At 49.5% G+C, this 20,851-nt stretch carries 16 protein-coding genes; 6 read left to right on the forward strand and 10 right to left on the reverse strand.

From position 1 onward, the window contains the following. Positions 1–31: 31 nt before the first annotated feature. On the reverse strand, positions 32–238 hold the full coding sequence (locus tag Q337_RS0110055) for a DUF1656 domain-containing protein (RefSeq protein ID WP_026471489.1): 207 nt from the start codon (positions 236–238) through the stop codon (positions 32–34). Further along, positions 222–2,330, reverse strand: coding sequence for an FUSC family protein (locus Q337_RS0110060; protein ID WP_026471490.1), 2,109 nt, complete (start codon positions 2,328–2,330; stop codon positions 222–224). Before Q337_RS0110060 ends, Q337_RS0110055 begins: the two co-directional genes overlap by 17 nt. Before the next feature lie 307 nt (positions 2,331–2,637). Between Q337_RS0110060 and Q337_RS0110065 the strand changes: the two genes are divergently transcribed. Then, the gene (locus tag Q337_RS0110065; protein WP_228133115.1) at positions 2,638–3,945 is read left to right on the forward strand and encodes a hypothetical protein; all 1,308 of its coding nucleotides are present in this window, start codon (positions 2,638–2,640) and stop codon (positions 3,943–3,945) included. Positions 3,946–3,987: 42 nt separating this feature from the next. Here Q337_RS0110065 and Q337_RS0110070 read toward each other — a convergent pair whose 3' ends face one another. From Q337_RS0110070 to Q337_RS0110080, 3 genes are all read right to left on the reverse strand, one after another. Continuing rightward, positions 3,988–4,518, reverse strand: coding sequence for a GNAT family N-acetyltransferase (locus Q337_RS0110070; protein ID WP_026471492.1), 531 nt, complete (start codon positions 4,516–4,518; stop codon positions 3,988–3,990). A 122-nt stretch (positions 4,519–4,640) separates the two neighbouring features. Next, positions 4,641–6,614, reverse strand: a complete 1,974-nt coding sequence (gene htpG / locus Q337_RS17395) for a molecular chaperone HtpG (protein ID WP_084494792.1) — start codon at positions 6,612–6,614, stop codon at positions 4,641–4,643. A 216-nt stretch (positions 6,615–6,830) separates the two neighbouring features. Further along, complete coding sequence (locus Q337_RS0110080; protein WP_228133121.1) at positions 6,831–7,127, reverse strand: lysozyme inhibitor LprI family protein; 297 nt, start codon at positions 7,125–7,127, stop codon at positions 6,831–6,833. Positions 7,128–7,703: 576 nt separating this feature from the next. Here Q337_RS0110080 and Q337_RS0110085 point away from each other — a divergent pair. Then, the gene (locus tag Q337_RS0110085; protein WP_026471494.1) at positions 7,704–9,407 is read left to right on the forward strand and encodes an outer membrane protein assembly factor BamB family protein; all 1,704 of its coding nucleotides are present in this window, start codon (positions 7,704–7,706) and stop codon (positions 9,405–9,407) included. A 154-nt stretch (positions 9,408–9,561) separates the two neighbouring features. After that, the gene (locus Q337_RS17400) at positions 9,562–11,871 is read left to right on the forward strand and encodes a TonB-dependent receptor (protein ID WP_051526776.1); all 2,310 of its coding nucleotides are present in this window, start codon (positions 9,562–9,564) and stop codon (positions 11,869–11,871) included. A gap of 106 nt (positions 11,872–11,977) precedes the next feature. Here Q337_RS17400 and Q337_RS0110095 read toward each other — a convergent pair whose 3' ends face one another. The 3 genes from Q337_RS0110095 to Q337_RS0110105 all read right to left on the reverse strand — a co-directional run bounded on the left by Q337_RS0110095 (position 11,978) and on the right by Q337_RS0110105 (position 14,696). Beyond that, positions 11,978–13,345 (reverse strand): Na+/H+ antiporter family protein, encoded by a 1,368-nt coding sequence (locus tag Q337_RS0110095; RefSeq protein WP_026471495.1) that lies wholly within the window; start codon positions 13,343–13,345, stop codon positions 11,978–11,980. 85 nt (positions 13,346–13,430) lie between these two features. Further along, the gene (locus Q337_RS0110100; RefSeq protein WP_051526777.1) at positions 13,431–13,781 is read right to left on the reverse strand and encodes a hypothetical protein; all 351 of its coding nucleotides are present in this window, start codon (positions 13,779–13,781) and stop codon (positions 13,431–13,433) included. A 33-nt stretch (positions 13,782–13,814) separates the two neighbouring features. Next, the gene (locus Q337_RS0110105; protein WP_026471497.1) at positions 13,815–14,696 is read right to left on the reverse strand and encodes an alpha/beta fold hydrolase; all 882 of its coding nucleotides are present in this window, start codon (positions 14,694–14,696) and stop codon (positions 13,815–13,817) included. A 361-nt stretch (positions 14,697–15,057) separates the two neighbouring features. Between Q337_RS0110105 and Q337_RS0110110 the strand changes: the two genes are divergently transcribed. Further along, complete coding sequence (locus Q337_RS0110110) at positions 15,058–15,564, forward strand: GNAT family N-acetyltransferase (protein ID WP_026471498.1); 507 nt, start codon at positions 15,058–15,060, stop codon at positions 15,562–15,564. A gap of 87 nt (positions 15,565–15,651) precedes the next feature. Here the strand turns inward: Q337_RS0110110 and Q337_RS0110115 are convergent, their stop codons facing one another. Further along, on the reverse strand, positions 15,652–16,032 hold the full coding sequence (locus tag Q337_RS0110115) for a glycine zipper domain-containing protein (RefSeq protein WP_051526778.1): 381 nt from the start codon (positions 16,030–16,032) through the stop codon (positions 15,652–15,654). Between the two features lie 243 nt (positions 16,033–16,275). Here Q337_RS0110115 and aroE point away from each other — a divergent pair, with 243 nt between their 5' ends. Next, entirely contained in the window at positions 16,276–17,076 is an 801-nt protein-coding gene (aroE, locus tag Q337_RS0110120) for a shikimate dehydrogenase (protein WP_026471500.1), read from the forward strand. A 43-nt stretch (positions 17,077–17,119) separates the two neighbouring features. Here aroE and Q337_RS0110125 read toward each other — a convergent pair whose 3' ends face one another. After that, positions 17,120–18,679 carry a hypothetical protein gene (locus Q337_RS0110125; protein WP_026471501.1) on the reverse strand — a complete coding sequence of 520 codons (1,560 nt, stop codon included), beginning with the start codon at positions 18,677–18,679 and terminating at the stop codon, positions 17,120–17,122. A gap of 267 nt (positions 18,680–18,946) precedes the next feature. On the opposite strand from Q337_RS0110125, the gene Q337_RS0110130 reads away from it, so the two are divergent. After that, complete coding sequence (locus tag Q337_RS0110130; RefSeq protein ID WP_026471502.1) at positions 18,947–20,767, forward strand: acyl-CoA dehydrogenase C-terminal domain-containing protein; 1,821 nt, start codon at positions 18,947–18,949, stop codon at positions 20,765–20,767. The last annotated feature ends 84 nt before the right edge of the window (positions 20,768–20,851 follow it).

The raw sequence follows: 20,851 nt of genomic DNA on the forward strand, positions 1-20,851 counted from the left end.
TTAAACCCTAGCCAGCCAGAAGTAGGCTGATTTAAAACAGCAGGTGGCAAATCCACACAATAAGCCCAAGTACAATAATGTACAGGCACACGTTAAAAATTGTTGGCAGCGCCATCCAGCGGCCCAACTGCCATTTGTCCAGCAATCGGATCAAGCCGCTATACAGCACATAAGCCAGCAAGGCCTGAATCAGGATTAAGGGAATATAAATCCCGTAAAAATTAACCTCGCCAGCCATATGTTTCTCCTAAAGCCGGAATCGGTTCACTGGGCACCACATAATACCCGGCATGCTGGAACAGGCTACGCCGCACCCCGGTTAAAGCCACCAGCACCTGATCACGCAACATGCTGCTGGGCTGCAACAGGACCTGAGAAATGAGCTGGTCAATTTGCATAAGGAGTTGTGCCGTATCAAAGTCCTGATTGCTCAGGCGCGCGTCGTACCAGTTCCAGATTTGTTGCAACAACTGGCTCACCTGCTGGCTACAGGGTTCAGGAAGCCGATCCAGCGTGCGTTTGAGCCGGATGATATTGGTTGCCCCAGCCAGCTCCACAATGGACTGGCTAATATCCGCCTGAATTGCCGGTGCCCGCAAAACCCGGGGTGCCATCAGGCCAATCCGGTCCAGCAGGCGACGCATATAATAGGCCCATGGGTGCACCACCGGCTTTTCAATAATCTGCTGCACATCGCGCCATTGTAGTCGTACCAGCCGCTGCACGCTAAGTTCAGGCGTGGTGCTGCGAATCAGTGCCAGGGTAAAACTGGGTATTAAAATCCCAAGCACAATAGCCAGGCTGTTATCAATATAAGCCCCAAATACTGGCTCATTCAGGTTGCGGATATTCAGACCCATAGCGGTATTAATCAAAATCGGCAAGGCAAACCCGGTTAAGGCCGGATAAGGCAACATGCTGGTAAAAATCAGGAAAAACGGGAACAGCACCAGCATCAGGGTAAAAAAATCATGCACTACCGGGAAAATGGCAAACTGATAAATAAATACGACCAGCGCCGAGTAAATACTGGCCAGCCGAAATGACGCCAGTGCAGGCACTGGATTATCCAGAAAGGTCAGAATGCAAGCACACACGGCGGTGATTTGCGCTGCCATAAAGCCATACTGCCAGCCACTCATGTGCCATAAAAAACACACAATACCAATGGCCAGAAACGCTGATACTGCGCCACGCAGTGCCACGCCATGATCCCGATGCAGGCCTCTGTATAAGCCGCGATGCAAGCGCTGATCAGATAATCCATTTTGCTCAATAAAATCCGGCAGGCGCTGCCCGGTTTTAACACACTGCCAGATTAGCCGCAGGGTCTGGAAGTGCTGGATAAAAAAGATAAATGCCTCACGCGCGCTCATAATCATCAGCTTTTCGCGGGTATCGGCAATCGCCAGCATTTGCTCAAATTTTTGCAAAATGGATGGCGGAATAAAGCTGAGTTCAGTCTGGTTTTCTGGCGGTGTGCCTGCAATAAACTGCTCGGTTTGCTGTTGCACCTGCATCAGCAGATTATCAAAATTGGGCAATGATTCCTTAAGCGTATGCACACGGTCAGCCAGCGCTACCAGTGCAGGAACCAGCAATATCATTTGATGCTGCAATGCCTGCACGCTACGGGTTTGCCGTCGCAATGCACTGTTTTCATAAGACAGGTGAATGGCCAGCGCATGAATCTCAGTGCTATCTGCGGCAAAGCGCTGCGCTTCTTTCACAATAGTTTCCGGGCTGCTGTGTCCAGCCAGGCAATCCTTGAAATTGCTTTCAATGTCGCTAAACCATTTATCAATGCGGCCCGACAGCACCCCGGCAATATTCACTGGAAAAAACACCCGCGAAATCACGGTGGCACATAAAATGCCCAGCGTAATTTCCTCAAAGCGCGACAGTGAAATATCAAACAAATGGGTAGGATCGGCCACTGCACTAAAGCCAATCATGGCCATGGTATAACCGGCCAGCATAAAAAAATAGCTACGCGGTGTGCGATCTAGTAATGACACATACAGGCAAAAGCCAACCCACAGCGCAATGATCAGGCTAAATGGTAGCGGACTGTTAATAAATGGCGGTAGCACCAGAATGGACAGGCAAGCCCCGGCCAGTGTACCCAGCATGCGATACACGGCTTTGGACGACAGCACACCTGCCAGCGGATTGGCCACAATAAATACCGTCCCCATGGCCCACATTGGATTTTGCAGGTTTAGGGAAATGGCAATAAACAGCGCCAGCATGGCAGCCAAAAAGGTTTTAATGGCAAAAACAAGATCGTTGTTGCTTGGCCTAAAGGCCAGTAACGTCTGGAGTAACATGCTTTATGGCTCTATGATTAACACAGCGGTCAACCATTGAATTAAAACAGAATCTAGGAAAACAACCAGAGAATTTGTGTTGAAAATTAAAACTTAAGGCAGTCTTAAGAAAGCTATTTTATTACTTTTTCTTAAAATTTGGTAGTCAAAATTAAATTTTACTAACTTTAGAAAAAAGCAATCGTTTTCTTGCCATAACGCCGTAACAATTTTGTTTTCTTATTCATTGTTATTTAACAAAAAAATAATAACAAAAAAATGCCTGCTGCCCTACTTTTAACCCATCAATTAAAATGTTTTTGAAAAAATGAAAATTTATTTTTTGGGTGTAAGTACCATCATTGGTTTGGGTCTATTTGCCAGTCTGCCTGCACTGGCAGCAACAGGAAATACTGTACCAAGCACAGCTGTGCACCCTACAGCCAAGTCACATAAGGCGCTGACAGCCAAGGTAAAGTCCAAAAAAACTTCTGCTGGCAATACACGCAAAGTAGCTTCCGCACAAAAAGCAAAGCGCAAACCCCGTCCCAAAGTGGTTCAGCCTGCTGCATTCAATAGCCAGCCAGTTCTTGAACCTGTTCCCGCTGAACAGCCCAGTACTAGCCCTGATGCCAGCAACAAGCCGGAATTCATGTTAAGTGTGATTCCTGAAACCATTGATGCCATGCCAACCATTTTGCCTGCGGAATCACAGGATAAAATCGTTGCCTCACAGGAAGAAACCAAGGATAAAACCTGGGCAGACAAGCGGCATGAGCGCTTCCGGCAGTATTTGCAACGGCAGGCCCATAAGATGGATGACTGGTTTGGTGAGCCTGATCCGGAAAAACCGGCACGCGCCAGTATCCGGGTGATGGCAGATACCACCTGGAATGAATATGATGATATTGAAGTCAAGCCCCGGATACGCGGCAAGATCAAGCTGCCGACCCTGGAAAAACGCCTGAGTCTGGTGTTTGGTGATGACAGTCTGGACGATGAATTACGTGGCAACGTGGCCATTACTAATCCCAATGCAGCGGCTGAGCCTAAAAAAACGCTGGATCAGGACGCAACTAAACGGGAAAATAATTCGGTTGCCGTGCGCTTTAGTGACTGGATGAAAACCGATTTATTCGATACCGACTTTGACGTGGGGTTGCGTGATGGCGCAGAAGACGTCTATGGCCGGATCAAAATTTCACGGGACTGGACGCTACCGGATAACTTCACCACCCGTGCCGAGCAGGTCTACCGCTATGGCTCCAATAGCCAGAACTATGCACGCACCAACCTTGAAATCCGTCATCATCGCGATGGCGAACCATTTATTGCCGATCAGGCCAGCATTACCTATGCCGATGAGGACAAGGATGTGGGCGTGCGCTGGGAAAACCGCCTGTTTCGCCAGCACAGTTTTTTCCACGACAACACCTTTAGTTATGGCCTGTATACCGGTGGCCGTGCCAAGGACAAGGATTTTCACTTAAACGGCTACGGTCCGTTTGTATCATGGCGCCAGCCGTTTTTACGTGAATGGTTTTATTTACAGACCGACGTAAACTACTACAATGACGAGGATCTGAATCGCGACCATTACCTGTCCACCTTCCTGCGGCTGGAAGCGGTGTTTTAAGTCTTTTTTATCCTGTATGTTTCAGCTTATGATTTGATCAGGCTATGATTTAATTAAACTATAAATAGCCTGATCAATATACTCTCCGTGTAATTTTTCATTTGCCTTTAATATGCCTTCCAGTTGAAAGCCAAGTTTTTCTGGAATCTTCCGGCTTTTGTGATTATTAACTGCACAACGAATAACAACGCGCTGAATCGCATAGGTTTTAAAAGCCTGCGCAATGAGCACCGGCAAACTTTGCTGAATTAGCCCTTTGCCCTGATATTGCTCACCGAGCCAGTAGCCCACACTGGCGCTGTCATTACTACGGTTAAATTCATGGAAGCCAATGATACCTGCCAGTTTTTCCTGATAAAAAATGGCACACTGAAAGCCATTGCCACTGGCCCACTGTTGTTTGGTGGACTGGATAAATTTTTCGGTGTCTTCAATACGTTGAATAAAACCAACCCACGGTAGCCAGCGCGCTAAAAACTCCCGATTTTTGCTGGTCAATTCAAATAAGGCCGCTGCATGTGGCAGGTCCAATAGCTCTAGTGCCAATGAAGGGCTAATCTGTATTCTAAACATGGCTATTTTTCTTTAATAAGTTTGATTTTTAATAATCAGCATAGCAGTTTTTAGTTATTTTTATGCGCAAAAAAGGGAGCACCAGGCTCCCTTTTTACAGCTTCAGGTTAATTGCTAAACCCTTAACCCAACAGCAGGTTATTAATGCGTTTTAAATAGGCTGCTGGATCTTCTGGGACACCACCTTCAGCCAGTAGCGCCTGATCAAAAATCACATTGGCCAGATCATCAAACTGTGCTGAACTCTCCAGACGTTTCACCAGTGGATGCTCCGGATTGATTTCCAGGATAGGCTTGGTTTCCGGTACAGGCTGGCCAGCCTGTTTCAGCATACGTACCAGTTGTGGCGACAAGTCCTGATCACCCACCACCAAACAGGCTGGGCTATCCACCAGACGTGTGGTGACGCGCACTTCCTTGGCTTTGTCTTTTAAGCTATCGGTAAGCTTGTCCAGCGTGGGCTTAAGGGTTTCAGCCGCAGTTTCAGCGGCTTTTTTCTCTTCCTCGTCCTGCAACTTGCCCAGGTCAACCGCACCTTTGGCCACGCTTTGCAGTGGAGTGCCATCAAAGTCAGTCAGGAAGTTGAGTGCCCACTCGTCCACACGGTCGGTCATCAGCAGCACTTCAATGCCTTTTTTCTTGAACAGTTCCAGTTGTGGGCTGTTCTTTGCCGCCGCCAGACTTTCAGCGGTCAGGTAATAAATAGCATCCTGGCCGTCTTTCATGTTGGCCTTGTAATCGGCAAGCGAAACGGTCACGTCATCAGTGTTGGTAGAGGCAAAACGCAGCAGCTTGGCAATTTTGTCCTTGTTGCCAAAATCTTCGCCCAGACCTTCTTTCAGCACGGCGCCAAACTCTTTATAGAAGGTGGCAAATTTGTCCTGCTGTTCTTTGTCCTCGCTCTTGGCCAGGCTATCCAGCAGGCTCAGCACACGGCGCGCATTGCCTTCACGAATGGTGCGCACATCCTTGCTTTCCTGTAACAGCTCACGGCTTACATTCAGCGGCAGATCAGCGCTGTCAATAATACCTTTCACAAAGCGCAGGTAGGATGGCATCAGGTTTTCTGCTTCATCCATAATGAACACGCGCTTCACATATAGCTTGATGCCGGATTTTTGCTCGCGGGTAAACAGGTCATGCGGTGCCTTGGCTGGAATATACAAGAGCTGGGTGTATTCAGTGCTGCCTTCAACCCGGTTATGGCTCCAGGCCAGCGGCGCCTCAAAGTCATGGCTAAACTGTTTGTAAAACTCGGTGTACTGCTCGTCTGAAATATCTTTTTTGTTGCGGGTCCACAGCGCACTGGCCGAATTAATGGTTTCCCATTCATCGGTCAGTACCATTTTGCCTTCTGCATTTTCAGCATCGGCATCTGCACCTTCTTCCGCTTCCTGCCAAACTTCCTTTCTCATCTGGATCGGCAGGCTGATGTGGTCGGAGTACTTGTTAACGATTTGCTTGACCTTCCACGCTTCCAGATACTCTACGGCATCGTCACGCAGGTGCAGGATAATATCGGTGCCACGGCTTTCCTTGGTGATTTGCTCAACATCAAAATCGCCTGTGCCGCCGCTAATCCAGCGCACGCCATTGCTGGCTGGCTCACCAGCCTTGCGCGATTCCACGGTAATCTTGTCGGCCACAATAAAGCCGGAATAAAAACCCACGCCAAACTGGCCAATCAGCTGGGCATCGTTTTTCTGGTCGCCGGTCAGCTTGGACATAAAATCCTTGGTGCCGGATTTGGCAATCGTACCCAGGTTATCAATCGCCTCGCTTTCAGTCAGGCCAATGCCGTTATCGCTGATGGTAATGGTTTTATTGTCTTTATCCAGACTAATGCGCACATGCAAATCCGGATCATTTTCATACAGTGCGCCATTATTAATCCCTTCAAAACGCAGCTTGTCGCAGGCATCCGAGGCATTGGAAATTAGTTCACGTAGGAAAATTTCCGGATTGGAATATAACGAGTGCGTGACCAAATGCAGTAACTGGGCAACTTCAGCCTGAAAGCTATAACTTTTGGCCTGTGCGTTGCCGGTCTGCGAGTTATTTTGGTTTTCTGCTTGGTTTTCGGTAGATTCGCTCATTGTTAACTCCTGTTTAACCCAAAATGGTTTGTCAAACGGAGTGGGGCCAGTCCTGTTTTTTTTCAAGCATCAGAAGAATTGTTTGAGTTATTTTTATGCAATGAGATTGGCTTTGGTCAATAGTTTGACTGTGGATAAACGCTTGTTAATATGCTGTTAATAACATCAAAGTTATCCACAATTTGGCTTATTTTTTATCCAAAATTGAAAAACCCCTTAAAATGGGCCATGTGAAAACACCCGATCCTGTAACATCTGATCCAGTTGTTTTTGTCGGTTTTGATAGGCATTGGCAATGCATGCGACATTACTGCCACAACCGTTGCGCTGCTTAAGCCAGATCACCTGTTCATCAATCAGGTGGTCACGCCCGCCCATGGGCACCGCATGGCTCATAATATTAAAAGTGGTTGCCATTTTAACATCACGGTCATTGAGGCCACGGTTGGCACAAATGGTTTTTTCGGTATTCAGGCGTGCCTTGTTGCAATCAAAACTGGCGGCCTGCGCCATCGAACCCAAACCTGCCAGCAACAGGGTTGCCAGTAAAAGCTGCTGTATTTTTTTCATCTGTTTTATCCTGTTACGCTAAAGTCATATTTGAAGTCTAGCCAAGGCCAAAATCGCTTAAACAGGATTTTTGATCAGGATTGCCCGCTGTTTTGTAAGTCCCGACTGAACAATGAAGATTTAATGGCAGCTTGTGGTTTGGCAGTAAATAGTAATTCGAAAAGTACCTATGGTTTTAGTGCAGTACTTAAAGACATTGACTTGCTCTGCTAACGCTTACTATCAGCGCAAATGGCAGTTTTCGCCAGTTAATTTTAGGCAGGCTTTGCAATAATCGGTTTATGGCTTGCAGCCTTTTATCTAATATCAAAATGAGTGGAAAACACAGTGGGAACAGGTTTTAAGCTGAACTATAGCAGGGACATAAAACCAAGCTTTTTGAGTAATTTAGGTAAAACTGTGACGCTGTTCTCTTGGCTTTATCAGTACTGGCTGGTCACAATGGCATCAAACTGAAAAACGACAATACAAGCGTAATAAACAAAGCAATGCACGCATCAAGAACAAGGAGGCTTCAGGATGAAGCATTACGGGTTAACCACCTTACTGGCCATCAGTAGTCTGGGCAGCATGCAGGCTGCGCTGGCCTCACGCTGCAACACCCCCATTGAACCGGTGCAACAGGTGCTGGCCAACAGCTTGGGTTATAACCTGAGCAACACCCGGCAGGGCATTTCAGCCATCAATTCTGGCAATGTCAACCAGCTTGAACTGGCCTATGTGCACATTGCACCAGACCCGGATGCCACCGAGCGCCGAGGCTCGCCTGTACTCACCCGGCAAGTGATTTATACTCCTACCCGCTCCAGCATTGTGGCGCTGGATCGTGCCACGGGCTGTGAATACTGGAGCTATACCGTCAAGGTGGGTTCTTCACTATCTGGTGGCGATGGCTTTCGTGCCATGAATTATGTGCCTGCAATGGGCAACAAGCCGCCATTGGTCGTTGCTGGTGATAGTGAAGGCCATTTGCATGTCATGAATGCCCGGACTGGCCAGTTGCTGTGGCAAAAATTTGTGGGTACAGCGCCTGACTATCACCGCATTACAGCCACGCCGCAATTTTATCAGGGCAAACTGCTGGTTGGCATGGCATCACGTGAAATTTTTACTGCACTGTCCAAGCTGGTGCTGGCCTGTTGTGAATCGCATGGCCTGCTGGTTGCTGTAGATGCCTATACCGGCAAGATTGACTGGACCTATCACACCACAGCCCCGGCACAACGCCAGTGGGATTTACTGCAAGGCCCCAATGGCGTGCCCGTGTGGAGCACCCCTGCCATTGATGAGGATAGCCACACGGTTTATATCGGTACAGGCCAGAACTACAGTGCGCCCACAACCAACAATTCAGACGCCATCATTGCGCTGGACACCCGAAATGGCAAGGTTAAATGGATTTTTCAGGCCACAGCCAGTGACTCCTATCCCGTGGCCTGCGGTTCGCCATTTCCGCTGGATGGCCCCTGCAATCCCTTACACAGCAACGATTTTGACTTTGGTGCCTCACCCATTATCCATACCACCAGCAGTGGCCAAAAGGTAATTCTGGCCGGCTCCAAAAATGGCATGGTCTATTCACTGGATGCATCAAGCGGCAAGTTAAACTGGCAAAAACGGCTGGGAGCCGGGGCCAATCTGGGGGGTATTCACTGGGGCATGGCCACCGATCAGCAGCGCCTGTATGTGGCAGTCAGTGATGTGATGATCAATAAAATGAATGCCCTGTCTCTTGACCAGATCAACATGCCTTTTAGTGATACTGCAAATATCACCAGTTATCCCGGCAGTGCCCAATCGGGTGGCATGTCACTGGCGCCCAATGCCAAGCCCGGTATTTATGCGCTGGATATTGATCACGGCAACCTCCTGTGGGAGCAGCATCCCAGCCATATCGCCAGTGATGGCAACAGCTATCCTTCGGCTTATTCGGCAGCAGTGGCCGTCACCAATGATGTAGTCTTTGCCGGTTCGCTGGATGGGGTGATGAAAGCCTTTCGCAGCAGTGATGGCAAGGAACTCTGGTCATATAACACCGCCAAGCCGGTCAATGGGGTTAATGGCATCAGTGGTACTGGCGGCACCATTGATCAGGTGGGTGCGTATATTGGTGGCAATAATCTGATTATTAATTCCGGTTACGACCAGTTTGGCGGCGCAAATACCTTACAGGCCGGGCCGGGTAACGCAATGTATGTATTCAGACTGGCAGGAACACGATAACCTCCGATTTTTGATGCGATTTATCATTAGCACCAGAATGCTTTACGCTGTGGTTTATTGGCAAAACCCATCAAATCACTGATTTTTTTCGAGCCTGTTTTCGGCCCCTGTCTAACTCCCTGTGATAGACCGCTTGCTGCTTTAGGATTCTGTAATGACTGACCTGCCGGTTTTACGCCTGTTACTCAATTTACGTCCCACCCCACAGTACCAGACCTCGCTGATCATTAAACCGTTAATTCCGCTAATCCTGCTGTGTCCTGCGCTGTCGGTAATGGCGGAGTCTGGTACACCTGATCATCAGCAGGCACAACAGCAGCAAACTGGCACATGGCCCAGCAATATTGCAGCAAGCAGTTCAGCCAGTGGCTTAACCAAGCAGACCCCAACCGCTACGGTGCTCCCTACTATTGTCGTCACCGCTATACGGAGTGGACGTGATGCTTTTGAATTGCCTGCCTCGGTAGACCGTATTGATACCAGTACTATTGCCAGTGCAGGGCCACGGGTTAACCTGTCTGAAGCTTTAGTGCGGGTGCCTGGTATTAGTGTGCTCAACCGGCAAAACTATGCGCAGGACCTGCAAATTTCCAGCCGTGGCTTTGGTGCACGCTCTACCTTTGGCGTGCGTGGTGTGCGCCTGTACACCGACGGTATACCCGCCACCATGCCGGATGGTCAGGGACAGGCCGCCAACTTTGACCTTGAAAGTGCCGAGCGGCTGGAAGTGTTGCGCGGGCCATTTTCTGCCCTTTATGGCAATGCTTCGGGTGGGGTGATTCAGCTATTTACCGAAAATCCCCAGCCCGGCCAGAACCTTGAAGCCGGGGTATCGGCTGGTTCGGATGGCCTGCTGCGTGAAACACTCAAAAGCAGCGGCAAGTCGGGTGATTTAAGCCATGTACTTAGCTTGTCCAACATGGAGATTGATGGCTATCGCGAGCATAGTGCGGCCAAGCGCCAGTTGCTCAATGCCAAGCTGGGCTATGACCTAAGCCCTGATTCTAGCCTGATGCTGCTATTCAATGCCTTACACATGCCGGAAGCACAGGACCCGCTGGGCCTGACCCGCAGTGATGTCAATGCCAACCCAAAAGCGGTGGCACAACCCGCGCTGGATTACAACACGCGAAAAAGCGTGGATCAAAACCAGCTGGGTGCCGTGTTTAAAGGCCGTATGGGTAGTGGTGACATTCAGATTACCGCCTACGCAGGCACGCGTGACGTGCGCCAGTTCCAGTCTATTCCCGTTGCGCCACAAAACAATCCCAACCATGGCGGTGGCGTGATTGACCTTGACCGCAATTATCAGGGTATGGATTTGCGCTATAGCACCGAACACAGCTTGCTGAACCAGCCGCTACGCCTGACTGCCGGCATCTCACTGGATCAGATGGAAGAAGAGCGCAAGGGTTTCCAGAATTTTCAGGTCAATAATGGTGTCACCACACTAGGCATACTGGGCGCGTTAAAACGCAATGAAACCAACACCGCCAGCAATGTTGATCCTTATATTCAAGCCGAATGGGATGTTGACCCACAATGGATGCTGAGTGCTGGTTTGCGTAGCAGCCATGTGCGGTTTAAATCAAATGATCATTATATGATTAATGGAACAACGCCAGCTAACAGCAATCCGGATGGCAATCCAGACGATAGTGGCTCACGCCAGTTTTCTGATTTAACCCCAGTTTTTGGTGCGCTGTACCGCTATTCACCTGATCTGAATCTGTATGCCACTGCCGGGCAAAGCTTTGAAACCCCTACCCTAAATGAAGTGGCGTACCGGAATAATGCGGTACAGACAGCCGGCTTGAATAACACGGTGCAAGCCAGTAGCGGCTGGCATTATGAAGCAGGCATCAAGGCCAGACTTGCTGAGCAACTACGTGTTAATGCCGCCCTGTTCCGTGCCGATGTGGATGATGAAATTGCAGTGCTCAGTAACAGTGCTGGCCGTTCGGTCTATCACAATGTAGGCAAAACCCGCAGGCAGGGCGCTGAACTGGCTATTGAAAGCCAGCCATTTGACAATTTGCGCTTGAATGCTGCCCTCACCTATCTGGACGCCAGCTACCGCAACCGCTTTAATTTGGGTTCCAGCGGTGATGCTGTTGCTGCGGGTAACCAGATTCCTGGCACCAGCAAAACCATGGCATTTTTTGAAGCCGAATGGGCCATTCAGCCTTATTTAAAAACGGCACTGGAACTGCGCCATAGTGGCAAGATTTATGTGGATGACCGCAATAGCGATGCGGCTGACAGTTATACTATTGCCAGCTTGCGACTGGTGGCAGAACACAGTTTTGGCCCTTATACCCTGCAAGGTCTGGCCCGGCTGGATAACCTCACTGACCGAAACTATATTGGCTCGGTGATTGTCAATGAATCGAATGGCCGTTTTTTTGAACCCGCACAAGGCCGCAACTGGCTACTGGGCCTTAAATTAAACCGGCAGTTTTAAGCCCGACAGATCAGGCTTCTTTCATTACATAAACTTGTAAAAAACCAGCCAATGAAAGAAGCCGATGGGCTTAGCTGCTGTTCACAGCACGAGCCTAGGCCCCGGCTTATAAATACATGGCAGCCAGCCAGCCAAAAAGCACCAGTGGAATATTAAAATGAATAAAGGTCGGCACCACAGTATCCCAAATGTGATCATGCTGGCCATCAACACCCAGACCCGCCGTTGGCCCAAGCGTGGAATCAGACGCCGGTGAGCCGGCATCACCCAGTGCAGCGGCTGTGCCAACCAGAGCAATGGTTGCCAGTGGTGAAAATCCAAACTGCACGCACAGCGGCACATAAATCATCACCAAAACCGGCACGCTGGAAAACGATGAGCCAATACCCACAGTGACAAACAGGCCAACTAGCAGCATCAGCAACGCGGCCAAACCTTTGCTGGCCCCAATCAAATGCACCACGCTATTTACCAGTGAATCCACTTGTCCGGTCGCGGTCATCACCGAGGCAAAGCCTGCCGCAGCAATCATGATAAAACCCACCAGTGCCATCATGCGCATGCCAGCCACAAACACATCATCGGCTTCCTGCCACTTAAAAATTCCGGCGGCTGACAGCACTGCGAAGCCCACCAGTCCGCCCAGAATCATCGAGCCGGAATACAACTGGGCAATTAATGTCAATACAATTGCAAGGCTTGCCATGATCAATGTGCGCGGCTTGATGGCAGGCATGGCATGCGCTTCCTGCTCCAGTGTCTGCGCCATTTGTCCAAGGTCGTGTGATCCATCAACAGTCTGATACTGGCGTGGCTTGCGATACGACACAAATACAGCCACCAGTGTACCAACTGTCATCCCAGCTACTGGAATTGCCATGGCCGCTGGCATCATCCAGCGCTCTACCTGCAAGCCATAAGCCGCGCCCACCTTATTGATATTGCCCAGCAGCAATTCATTGAGAAAAATGGCACCAAAGCCCACTGGCAGCAGCATATAGGTGCCCACCAGTCCCAGCGTGAGCACACAAGCCGCAGCACGGCGATCTAGTTGCAGATAGTTGGTGACCTTGAGCAAGGGCGGCACCAGCACGGGAATAAAGGCAATATGCACCGGAATCAGATTTTGTGAAAACACCGCAGCAATCCACAAAATGCCCAGCAATAAATATTTAATAAATTTTTGCCGATGAATAGACGCTTCATGTCCCAGCAGTCCCAGTAGCTGGTGTGCCAGCAAATCCGGCAAACCGGAACGTGACAACGCCAGTGCAAACGCACCCAGTACTGCATACGCCAGTGCCACTTGTGCGCCATCGCCCAAGCCCTTATTAAAGGCTTCGACAGTGCCTGCCAGTCCCAAGCCACCCACCAGCCCGCCCACAATGGCAGCAATCACCACCGCCAGCACCACGGAAAACCGCAGTAACGACAGCACAAACATGATAACAATGGCAAGGACAATGGCATTCATAAGACAGGCAAAGCGAAAAAAAGACGCGCATCTTAGCAGAAAAACAGCGGAATTATGGTTAAAAATTAGCCCATTCAGCCTAAATTTACTTCCCTTTATGCGAACGCACAGTCACTTTTAAACCTGGCGGCTTGTTGGCAAACCATGCCGCAAAACGGGCAATTTCTGGCTGGCCGCGTAAGTCTTCAATCGTATGATAATTTTGTGCCAATTCCTGATTACTGAGCACGGCATGCACCTGCGAATGGCAGGCACGACACAAACAGGCAATTTCAGTTTTCATGGCTTGTTTATCAAATTGCCGCTTGGTGCGTGCCTTGTTATGACGTGACTGTGGAATCAGGTGATGGCGGGTTAGCGGCAAATGCGTGCGCCCGCAAAGCTCACAGGCTGCTGCACTGGCAGCCATTTCCTGCTCATTCATCACCCGATCCATAAATTACTTTTTCCTCATTTATCCTGAGTTTATTTATGCCGGCAGCTTTGGATGAGCCAGCGCAAACTCGCGAATATAAGTTGCCACCACATCCGGCTTGCTTAAAATTGCCCAGTGGTTGGCATTTAGCCGCTGCATGGTCAGGTCACTCACCCATTCCGGCAGGTATTGCATATAGGCTTCAGACACAAACGCATCTTTTTCCAAAATGATCACCTGCACCGGACAATGTGCAATGCGCTCACGGGGCTGGCTAAGCCGCTCAATAAAATTGGCACGGTATAGGTTAATGCCGTAAATACCATCCGAGGTTTGGGTAGGGTTTTCCGGCAGGCCGGGCGTACGTTCCAGCTGGTCAACCACCCGGTGCCATTTCTTGCCCAGATATAAACGCCAGCTTAAGGGTGCCAGTAGTGGCAGGTGAAAACCGGCAATGTACCAGGACTTGCCTAACTGCTTTAAGGTTTGCAGCGGCATGCTTTTAAACTGCTTGCGCAGGGTGAATGCCGCATGATCCAGCGACGGGCCAGATAATGTGGTAAACGACAAAATACGTCCCTGCAAGGCTGGCGTCGTTACCGATTCCCAGCTTTGAATGGAGCCCCAGTCGTGCGCTGCCAGATGAAACTGGCGATTGGGCAGCAATTCATTGACCACAGCCACCAGATCCTGAGCCAGCAGTTCAATACGGTAATCGCGGGTATGCTTGGGAATGGTGGACTTGCCGGCCCCGCGCACATCATAGGCAATTACATAAAACTGGTCGGCCAGTTGCGTTGCAATCGATTCCCACACCGTGTGGCTGTCTGGATAACCATGAACCAGCACAAGGGGCGTGTTGTCCGGATTGCCCCAACTTGTGGCAAACAGGCGAATTCCATTTGCCGCTTCAATCCAGTGGCGCTGAGATGACATAATGACCTCGAAATAAATTTTTAACCTAATAACTTTAAAATAGGCAACTTTAGAATAGACAACTGTAGAATAACCAACAGTCCAGTGCAAAACAGGCCTACCCTAGCAAAAAATAACGGGTTTATGTTGTCAAAACAGGCCAATTCTTGCGTTTCAATACCAGACAATCAGATCAATTGGCCTCACAATTCATTTTTTCATGGTCGGCAAAAAACCATCATACTATACTGACACATGCATTTTTCTGTATCCTGACGCATCTGTTTGACTGTTAAAGTTAACTGACTTTTGTCGGGAATTTTAAAAACAGACGACTGCTTTGCGGCTTTTTCACTTGCTTTAAAGTACTTCTTTTATTGTTATGCTGCACATCCGAACCGCCACGCTCCATGATTTGCCATTAATTTCTAGTATTCAGGCCGCCTGTTATGCTGCTGAGTTTATAGAAAATAACATTGCGTTTGCCAGTAAACTGCAACAGGCAGCCCATACTTGCTGGCTAGCCTGCGTGGATCAAAAGGTGGTGGCTTATCTGATTTGCCTGCCAGTCAGTCCAGCTACTTTTCCGCAGCTAAATGCTACTGAATTTTGCCTTACACCAGATGCCACTATGCTGTATTTGCATGACCTGGCAGTTCATCCCGATTACCGCACCAGTGGAGCCGGACGTCAGCTGGTGCAACATGCCAAGATGCAAGCTCGGCAAATGGGCTTTAACACCTTAAGCCTGATTGCCGTGCAGGATTCCAGCTCCTACTGGCAAAAACATGGCTTTGCAATCATTGATCCAGCCAGCCTCAATTTGCAGTATAAAGTGGCCAGTTTTGGACAGGATGCCTGTCTGATGCAGCAGGTTTTAGCCGATTGATGAGCCTGTAAAAGCAAAAAAGCCTGCGCTAGTTAATAGTTAGTCACAGGCTTTTTAAGCTTTAGTACAATAATGTGCTAAAGCATATTAACGACGGTTTTGCTGGTATTCACTGGCCGCAGCACCGGCTGCGCCACCAACCGCAGCACCCACGGCTGCACCACTGGCACCACCATGACGCTCACCAACAATGGCACCAACCGCACTACCGATTGCACCAGCCACGCTGGTTTGAGTGCTGGCACCCGTTGCATTGGTGCCAAGGCCTGTACCTGCTGCTGCACCAATTGCACTACCGGTACGACCACCGGCTTTTTGTCCAACCGCTGCACCAGCCGCACCAGCCGCAGCCGCAGCCGCTACCCGATTCTGGCTTGGCGTTGCTGTTGCACAGGCACCCACCAGTAATGCACCAGCCAGTGTAGAACTTGCCAGCAATGCTTTGGTCATTTTGAAATTAATAGTCATATTTAACTCCTGCGTGTTATTGCCTCACAATTCGGCCACACGCCCATCAATTGAATTTTGTGTTGTAAGCGTAGGCTACTCCAAAGCTTTTTAGTTTTACGTAGTGCGTTATAAAGCAAATTAATAGAGTTTTGTATATTTGGTAAATGTGCAATTTGCCCGTATTTCAATGTCCTACTGTTCCTTTTGGGTGCTGATTGCTTTTATGATAGCCCTCCATACACATGCTTAACCTGAATGCTTATGACCAGACAATTTGCCGTGGTGGGTAATCCCATCGAACACTCGCGCTCACCTGAGCTTCACCACGCATTTGCCAAGGCAACCGGCATTGACCTGAACTACAGCAGACGATTGGCACCACTGGATGGCTTTGCTGCCAATATCCAGGAATTTTTTAATCAGGGCGGTTCAGGCCTTAATGTCACGGTGCCCTTTAAGGAACAGGCCTATCAGTTGTGTGATGTGCTGACACCACGCGCACAAGTGGCCCGTGCGGTGAATACCCTGTGGCAGCAAAATGGCCAGTTGCATGGGGACAATACCGATGGACAGGGACTGGTTGATGCACTCAATGCACTGGGCTGGAAGCTGGAACAGGCAAACATTCTGATTCTGGGCGCCGGTGGAGCAACCCGTGGTGTGATGCTTCCACTGGCACAGGCCGGGGCAAGCCAGATTGTGGTGGCCAACCGCACCTTAAGCCGTGCCCAGCAATTGATTGACGACGTACAACCTTTTATCACTGGCACCAAATTATCAGCCATTAGTCTGGATCAGCTATCAGGCCAGTTTGACCTGATTATTAATGCCACCTCGGCCAGCTTAAGTGGTGAGTTGTTGTTGCTACCGCCAGAACTGCAATTTCAGCAGGCCTATGAGATGGCTTATGGCAAGCCATCCAGCTTTCTGGAACAGGCAGCCCAGCGTGGCGTGCCAACCAGCGATGGCTTTAGCATGCTGGTGGGACAGGCCATTGAAGCATTTTCGATCTGGAACGGCATCAAACCGCCCCTCAATGACTTTCTGTCATTGCAACATTGAGTGGCTATAAATCAGTGACTATAAATCCAGGTAACTGTAAACTTTACTCAGCACTGCCATGATCTGCTGAATCGTCTTCGCCAAAGCTTTTCAGCATGTCATCTGTTCCCAGTGATTTTTTGCTAAAAATACTGACCAGGCCACCCAACAGGGTGTCCTGCATATTGGCTTTTGCATCCACCCAGTTGCTGGCATTGGGTTTAAAGGCCACTTCTGCGCGCCCGTAGTTGGCAAAGTTCTGCTGATGGCTCAACTGCATGCTGAACTGCCCTTTGCTGCTGGGCTTAAATACCAGATCGTACAGTGCGCCAGACTCAATCATCCGGCCTTTGCTGTCCAGTAAAATTACCTGTTTTAAAGTAGAAGCCGGGTCAATTTTTTCCTCAACCATCTGCAAAATATGCTGATAGGTTTCCGGGTTTTGCGTCATCAACTGACTGGCTGCATCCGCACTGATCAGTTGTAGCGGTTGCTGCTGGCTGGCAGGTTGCTGGTTATTGGCCTGATCAGTGTCTGCTGCCTTAGTTTTGATAATTTGCTTAAGGCTGTTCTGGTTCAGTGACAAAAAGGTCGCCACATCGGCAATCCGGTGCGCCACGGGCTGGCTAAATTCCACCTTACGTACGGCTCCCTGCTTTTTTTCTGTTGCGGTCAGGCTGATGTCCCTGAACTGCTGGGCCTTGGGTAATTGATAACTGGCCTGCGTGGTTTGCTTGAGCACTTCAAATAACTGTTTAAAATCCGCTTTGTTCTTATAGGGTGACAAATCAACACGGCTGTACTTGCCATCATTTTGTACCTGCACCAGCCACGGCGACAGTGCAGACAAATCCACATATAAATGTGCCTGACGCACATCCAGCACCAGTGGAACACGCACATAGCCTGCCATGTTGCTGGCTTCGTAACGCATTTCTGGACTTAGCGCAATCTGGCCATGACGCAAATCCAGAGTCCCCTGATAATTGATACGGTAACGCTTGGCATAGGTATAAATCAGGTCTTCAATCAGTTTGTCCTTGTTCAGGCGGCTTAATCGACTGGTGGCCGTTTCGTTTTCGTCCTGCGCCTGCGTACTGTCATCTTCTAGGTTATCATGCTCTGTATTATCAGGCTTTGTGGCATCTTGATTTTTAGTGCTGCGGGCTTCTACAGCAGCTTCTGCTTCATCCGCATACAGCTCATTCACTTCCTGTTCAGCCTGCTGGCGGATTGCCTCCTGCTGGCTGGCGGTTAAGGTTTTTTTGTCTAATGCTGTGTCAGCATCATCTGCATACTCAGACTGGGCATCAGCCGTCAGCTCATCAATATAGCGCTGTAGCAATTGCTGCTTTTCTTTGGCCTTTTTTTGTTTTTCCAGCTCAGCCGCCGCCTGTAATATTTTGGGGTCGCGATTAAAGCCAAACTGGTTAATTTTAAACTGGCCACTAAACTGATAGCTGGGAGTGCTATACAACTGCTGATACCCGCTAATGACAGCCTGCTGCGGGGACAGGCTGGCCTTGTTTGGCATACTGGTACACCCTGTAACCATGGCACCGCCCATAATACTGAGCACCATCAGGCTTGTTTGGTTAAATCCCCGGATTGCTTTGCTATTCATGCCATGCTCCCATTGATGATGTCAGGCTATAATGTTGGTTTTTCATTGCTTTAGAATTGAAATTAAAAGAGTCTTTAAAATTTGCACTGGTGAACTATAGCCGACAAATCCGGTTGATACGCAAAAAATCGGGGACAGGCTTAAATAAAGCTGATTTGCTCTAGTGACAGTAAGTTGCAGGTTAAATATCAATGCTTTTTCTTAATGCAACCTACATAATTGATCATCTTAAATCCGTCTATTGATCATTTTTGTCAGGATTGTCCCATGCCTACTTATAAAGCGCCCCTGCGCGATGTCCGCTTCCTCATGAATGACGTGCTGGATTATCCAGCCCATTTCAAGACGCTTTCCAATGGTGAACTGGCCGATGCCGATACCGTTGACATGATTCTGGAAGGTGCTGCTGATCTTTGCGAAAATGTACTGGCTCCCCTGTACCAGTCTGGTGACGACGAAGGCTGTCATTTTGACAATGGCACGGTAACTACACCAAAAGGCTACAAAGAAGCCTATGATCAGTACGTCCAAGGCGGCTGGCAGGGTCTGTCCTATCCCGAAGAATTCGGTGGTCAGGGCCTGCCCATGTCGTTAAACCTCATCAAGTCTGAAATGATGGGAACTGCCAACTGGTCATTCACCATGTATCCCGGCCTGAGCGCTGGCTGCATGAACACCATTTTGCAGTTTGGTACTGACGAGCAGAAAAATACCTACATGCCAAACCTGACTCTGGGCACCTGGAGCGGCACCATGTGCCTGACCGAGCCACAGTGTGGTACGGATCTGGGCCAGGTTAAAACCCGCGCCGAGCCGCAGGCTGATGGCACCTACAAACTGTTTGGTACCAAGATCTTTATTTCTGCCGGTGAACACGACCTGACAGAAAACATCATTCACATCGTGCTGGCCCGCCTGCCGGATGCACCAAAAGGCACCAAGGGTATTTCCCTGTTCATCGTGCCAAAATTCTTTGTCAATGAAGACGGTTCTGTGGGCGAGCGCAACCCAGTATTCTGTGGTTCGATTGAACACAAAATGGGCATCAAGGCCTCTGCCACTGCCGTACTGAACTTTGACGGTGCCACGGGCTACCTGATTGGTAAAATGCACGAAGGCCTGCATGCCATGTTTACCTTTATGAATACTGCACGTATTGGTACCGCAGTAGAAGGCGTGGCGCATGCTGAGCTGTCGTTCCAGGGTGCCCTGCCGTATGCCAAGGAACGTATGTCCATGCGCGCCCTGTCCGGCAAGAAAGACCCGGAAAAAGTGGCCGATGCCATTATTCATCATGCTGACGTACGCCGCATGCTGCTCACCCAAAAAGCCGTGGCTGAAGGCGGCCGTGCGATGATTTATCATGCCGCACAGCTGGCTGACAAAATGACTGACAACCTGCTAAAAGGTGATCAGGCTGGCCACGACTACTGGGATGACAAACTGGGCTTTTTCACGCCAATCCTGAAAGGCTTCCTGACCGAGCTTGGCCTTGAAGCCTCTAACCTGGGCATGCAGGTGTATGGCGGTCATGGCTATATCAAGGAATGGGGCATGGAACAGATCGTGCGTGATGCGCGTATCTCTACCCTGTACGAAGGCACCACTGGGGTTCAGGCACTTGACCTGTTAGGCCGTAAAGTGCTGCTGTCTTCCAAAGGTAAAGTGGTTCGTGACTACACCGCAGAAATCCTGAAATTCTGTAGCCGTCATGCCCGCAATAAGCAAATGCGCCGTTTTGTCTGGGATCTGACCAAAGTTTGCGCCCAGTGGAACACCCTGACCATTCGCCTGATGCTGACTGCACGCAAAGACCGTGACATCGTTTCTTCTGCTTCTGTGGATTACCTGATGTATTCCGGCTATGCCATGATGGCGTACTTCTGGGCACAAATGGCTGCGGTTGCGCTGGAAAAAATTGAAAACGGCGGTACTGAAGTGCCTGAGTTCTATCAAGCCAAAGTACAGGTTGCCGAGTTCTATTTTGACCGCCTGCTGCCACGTGCTTCTGGTCATGCCGAAGCGCTGGTGTCACCATCGCGCACCCTGACCCAGATGGCACCAGAACATTTCAGCTTTGACTACTAAGTTGTTGCCAGTTTTGTCGCTGTAAACCTGCAAGAAAGGGCGCTTAATGCGCCCTTTTTTTATTGCCGTGTCAGTATTGCTAAA

The sequence above is a fragment of the Alkanindiges illinoisensis DSM 15370 genome (genome assembly GCF_000619845.1).
GTDB lineage: Bacteria > Pseudomonadota > Gammaproteobacteria > Pseudomonadales > Moraxellaceae > Alkanindiges > Alkanindiges illinoisensis.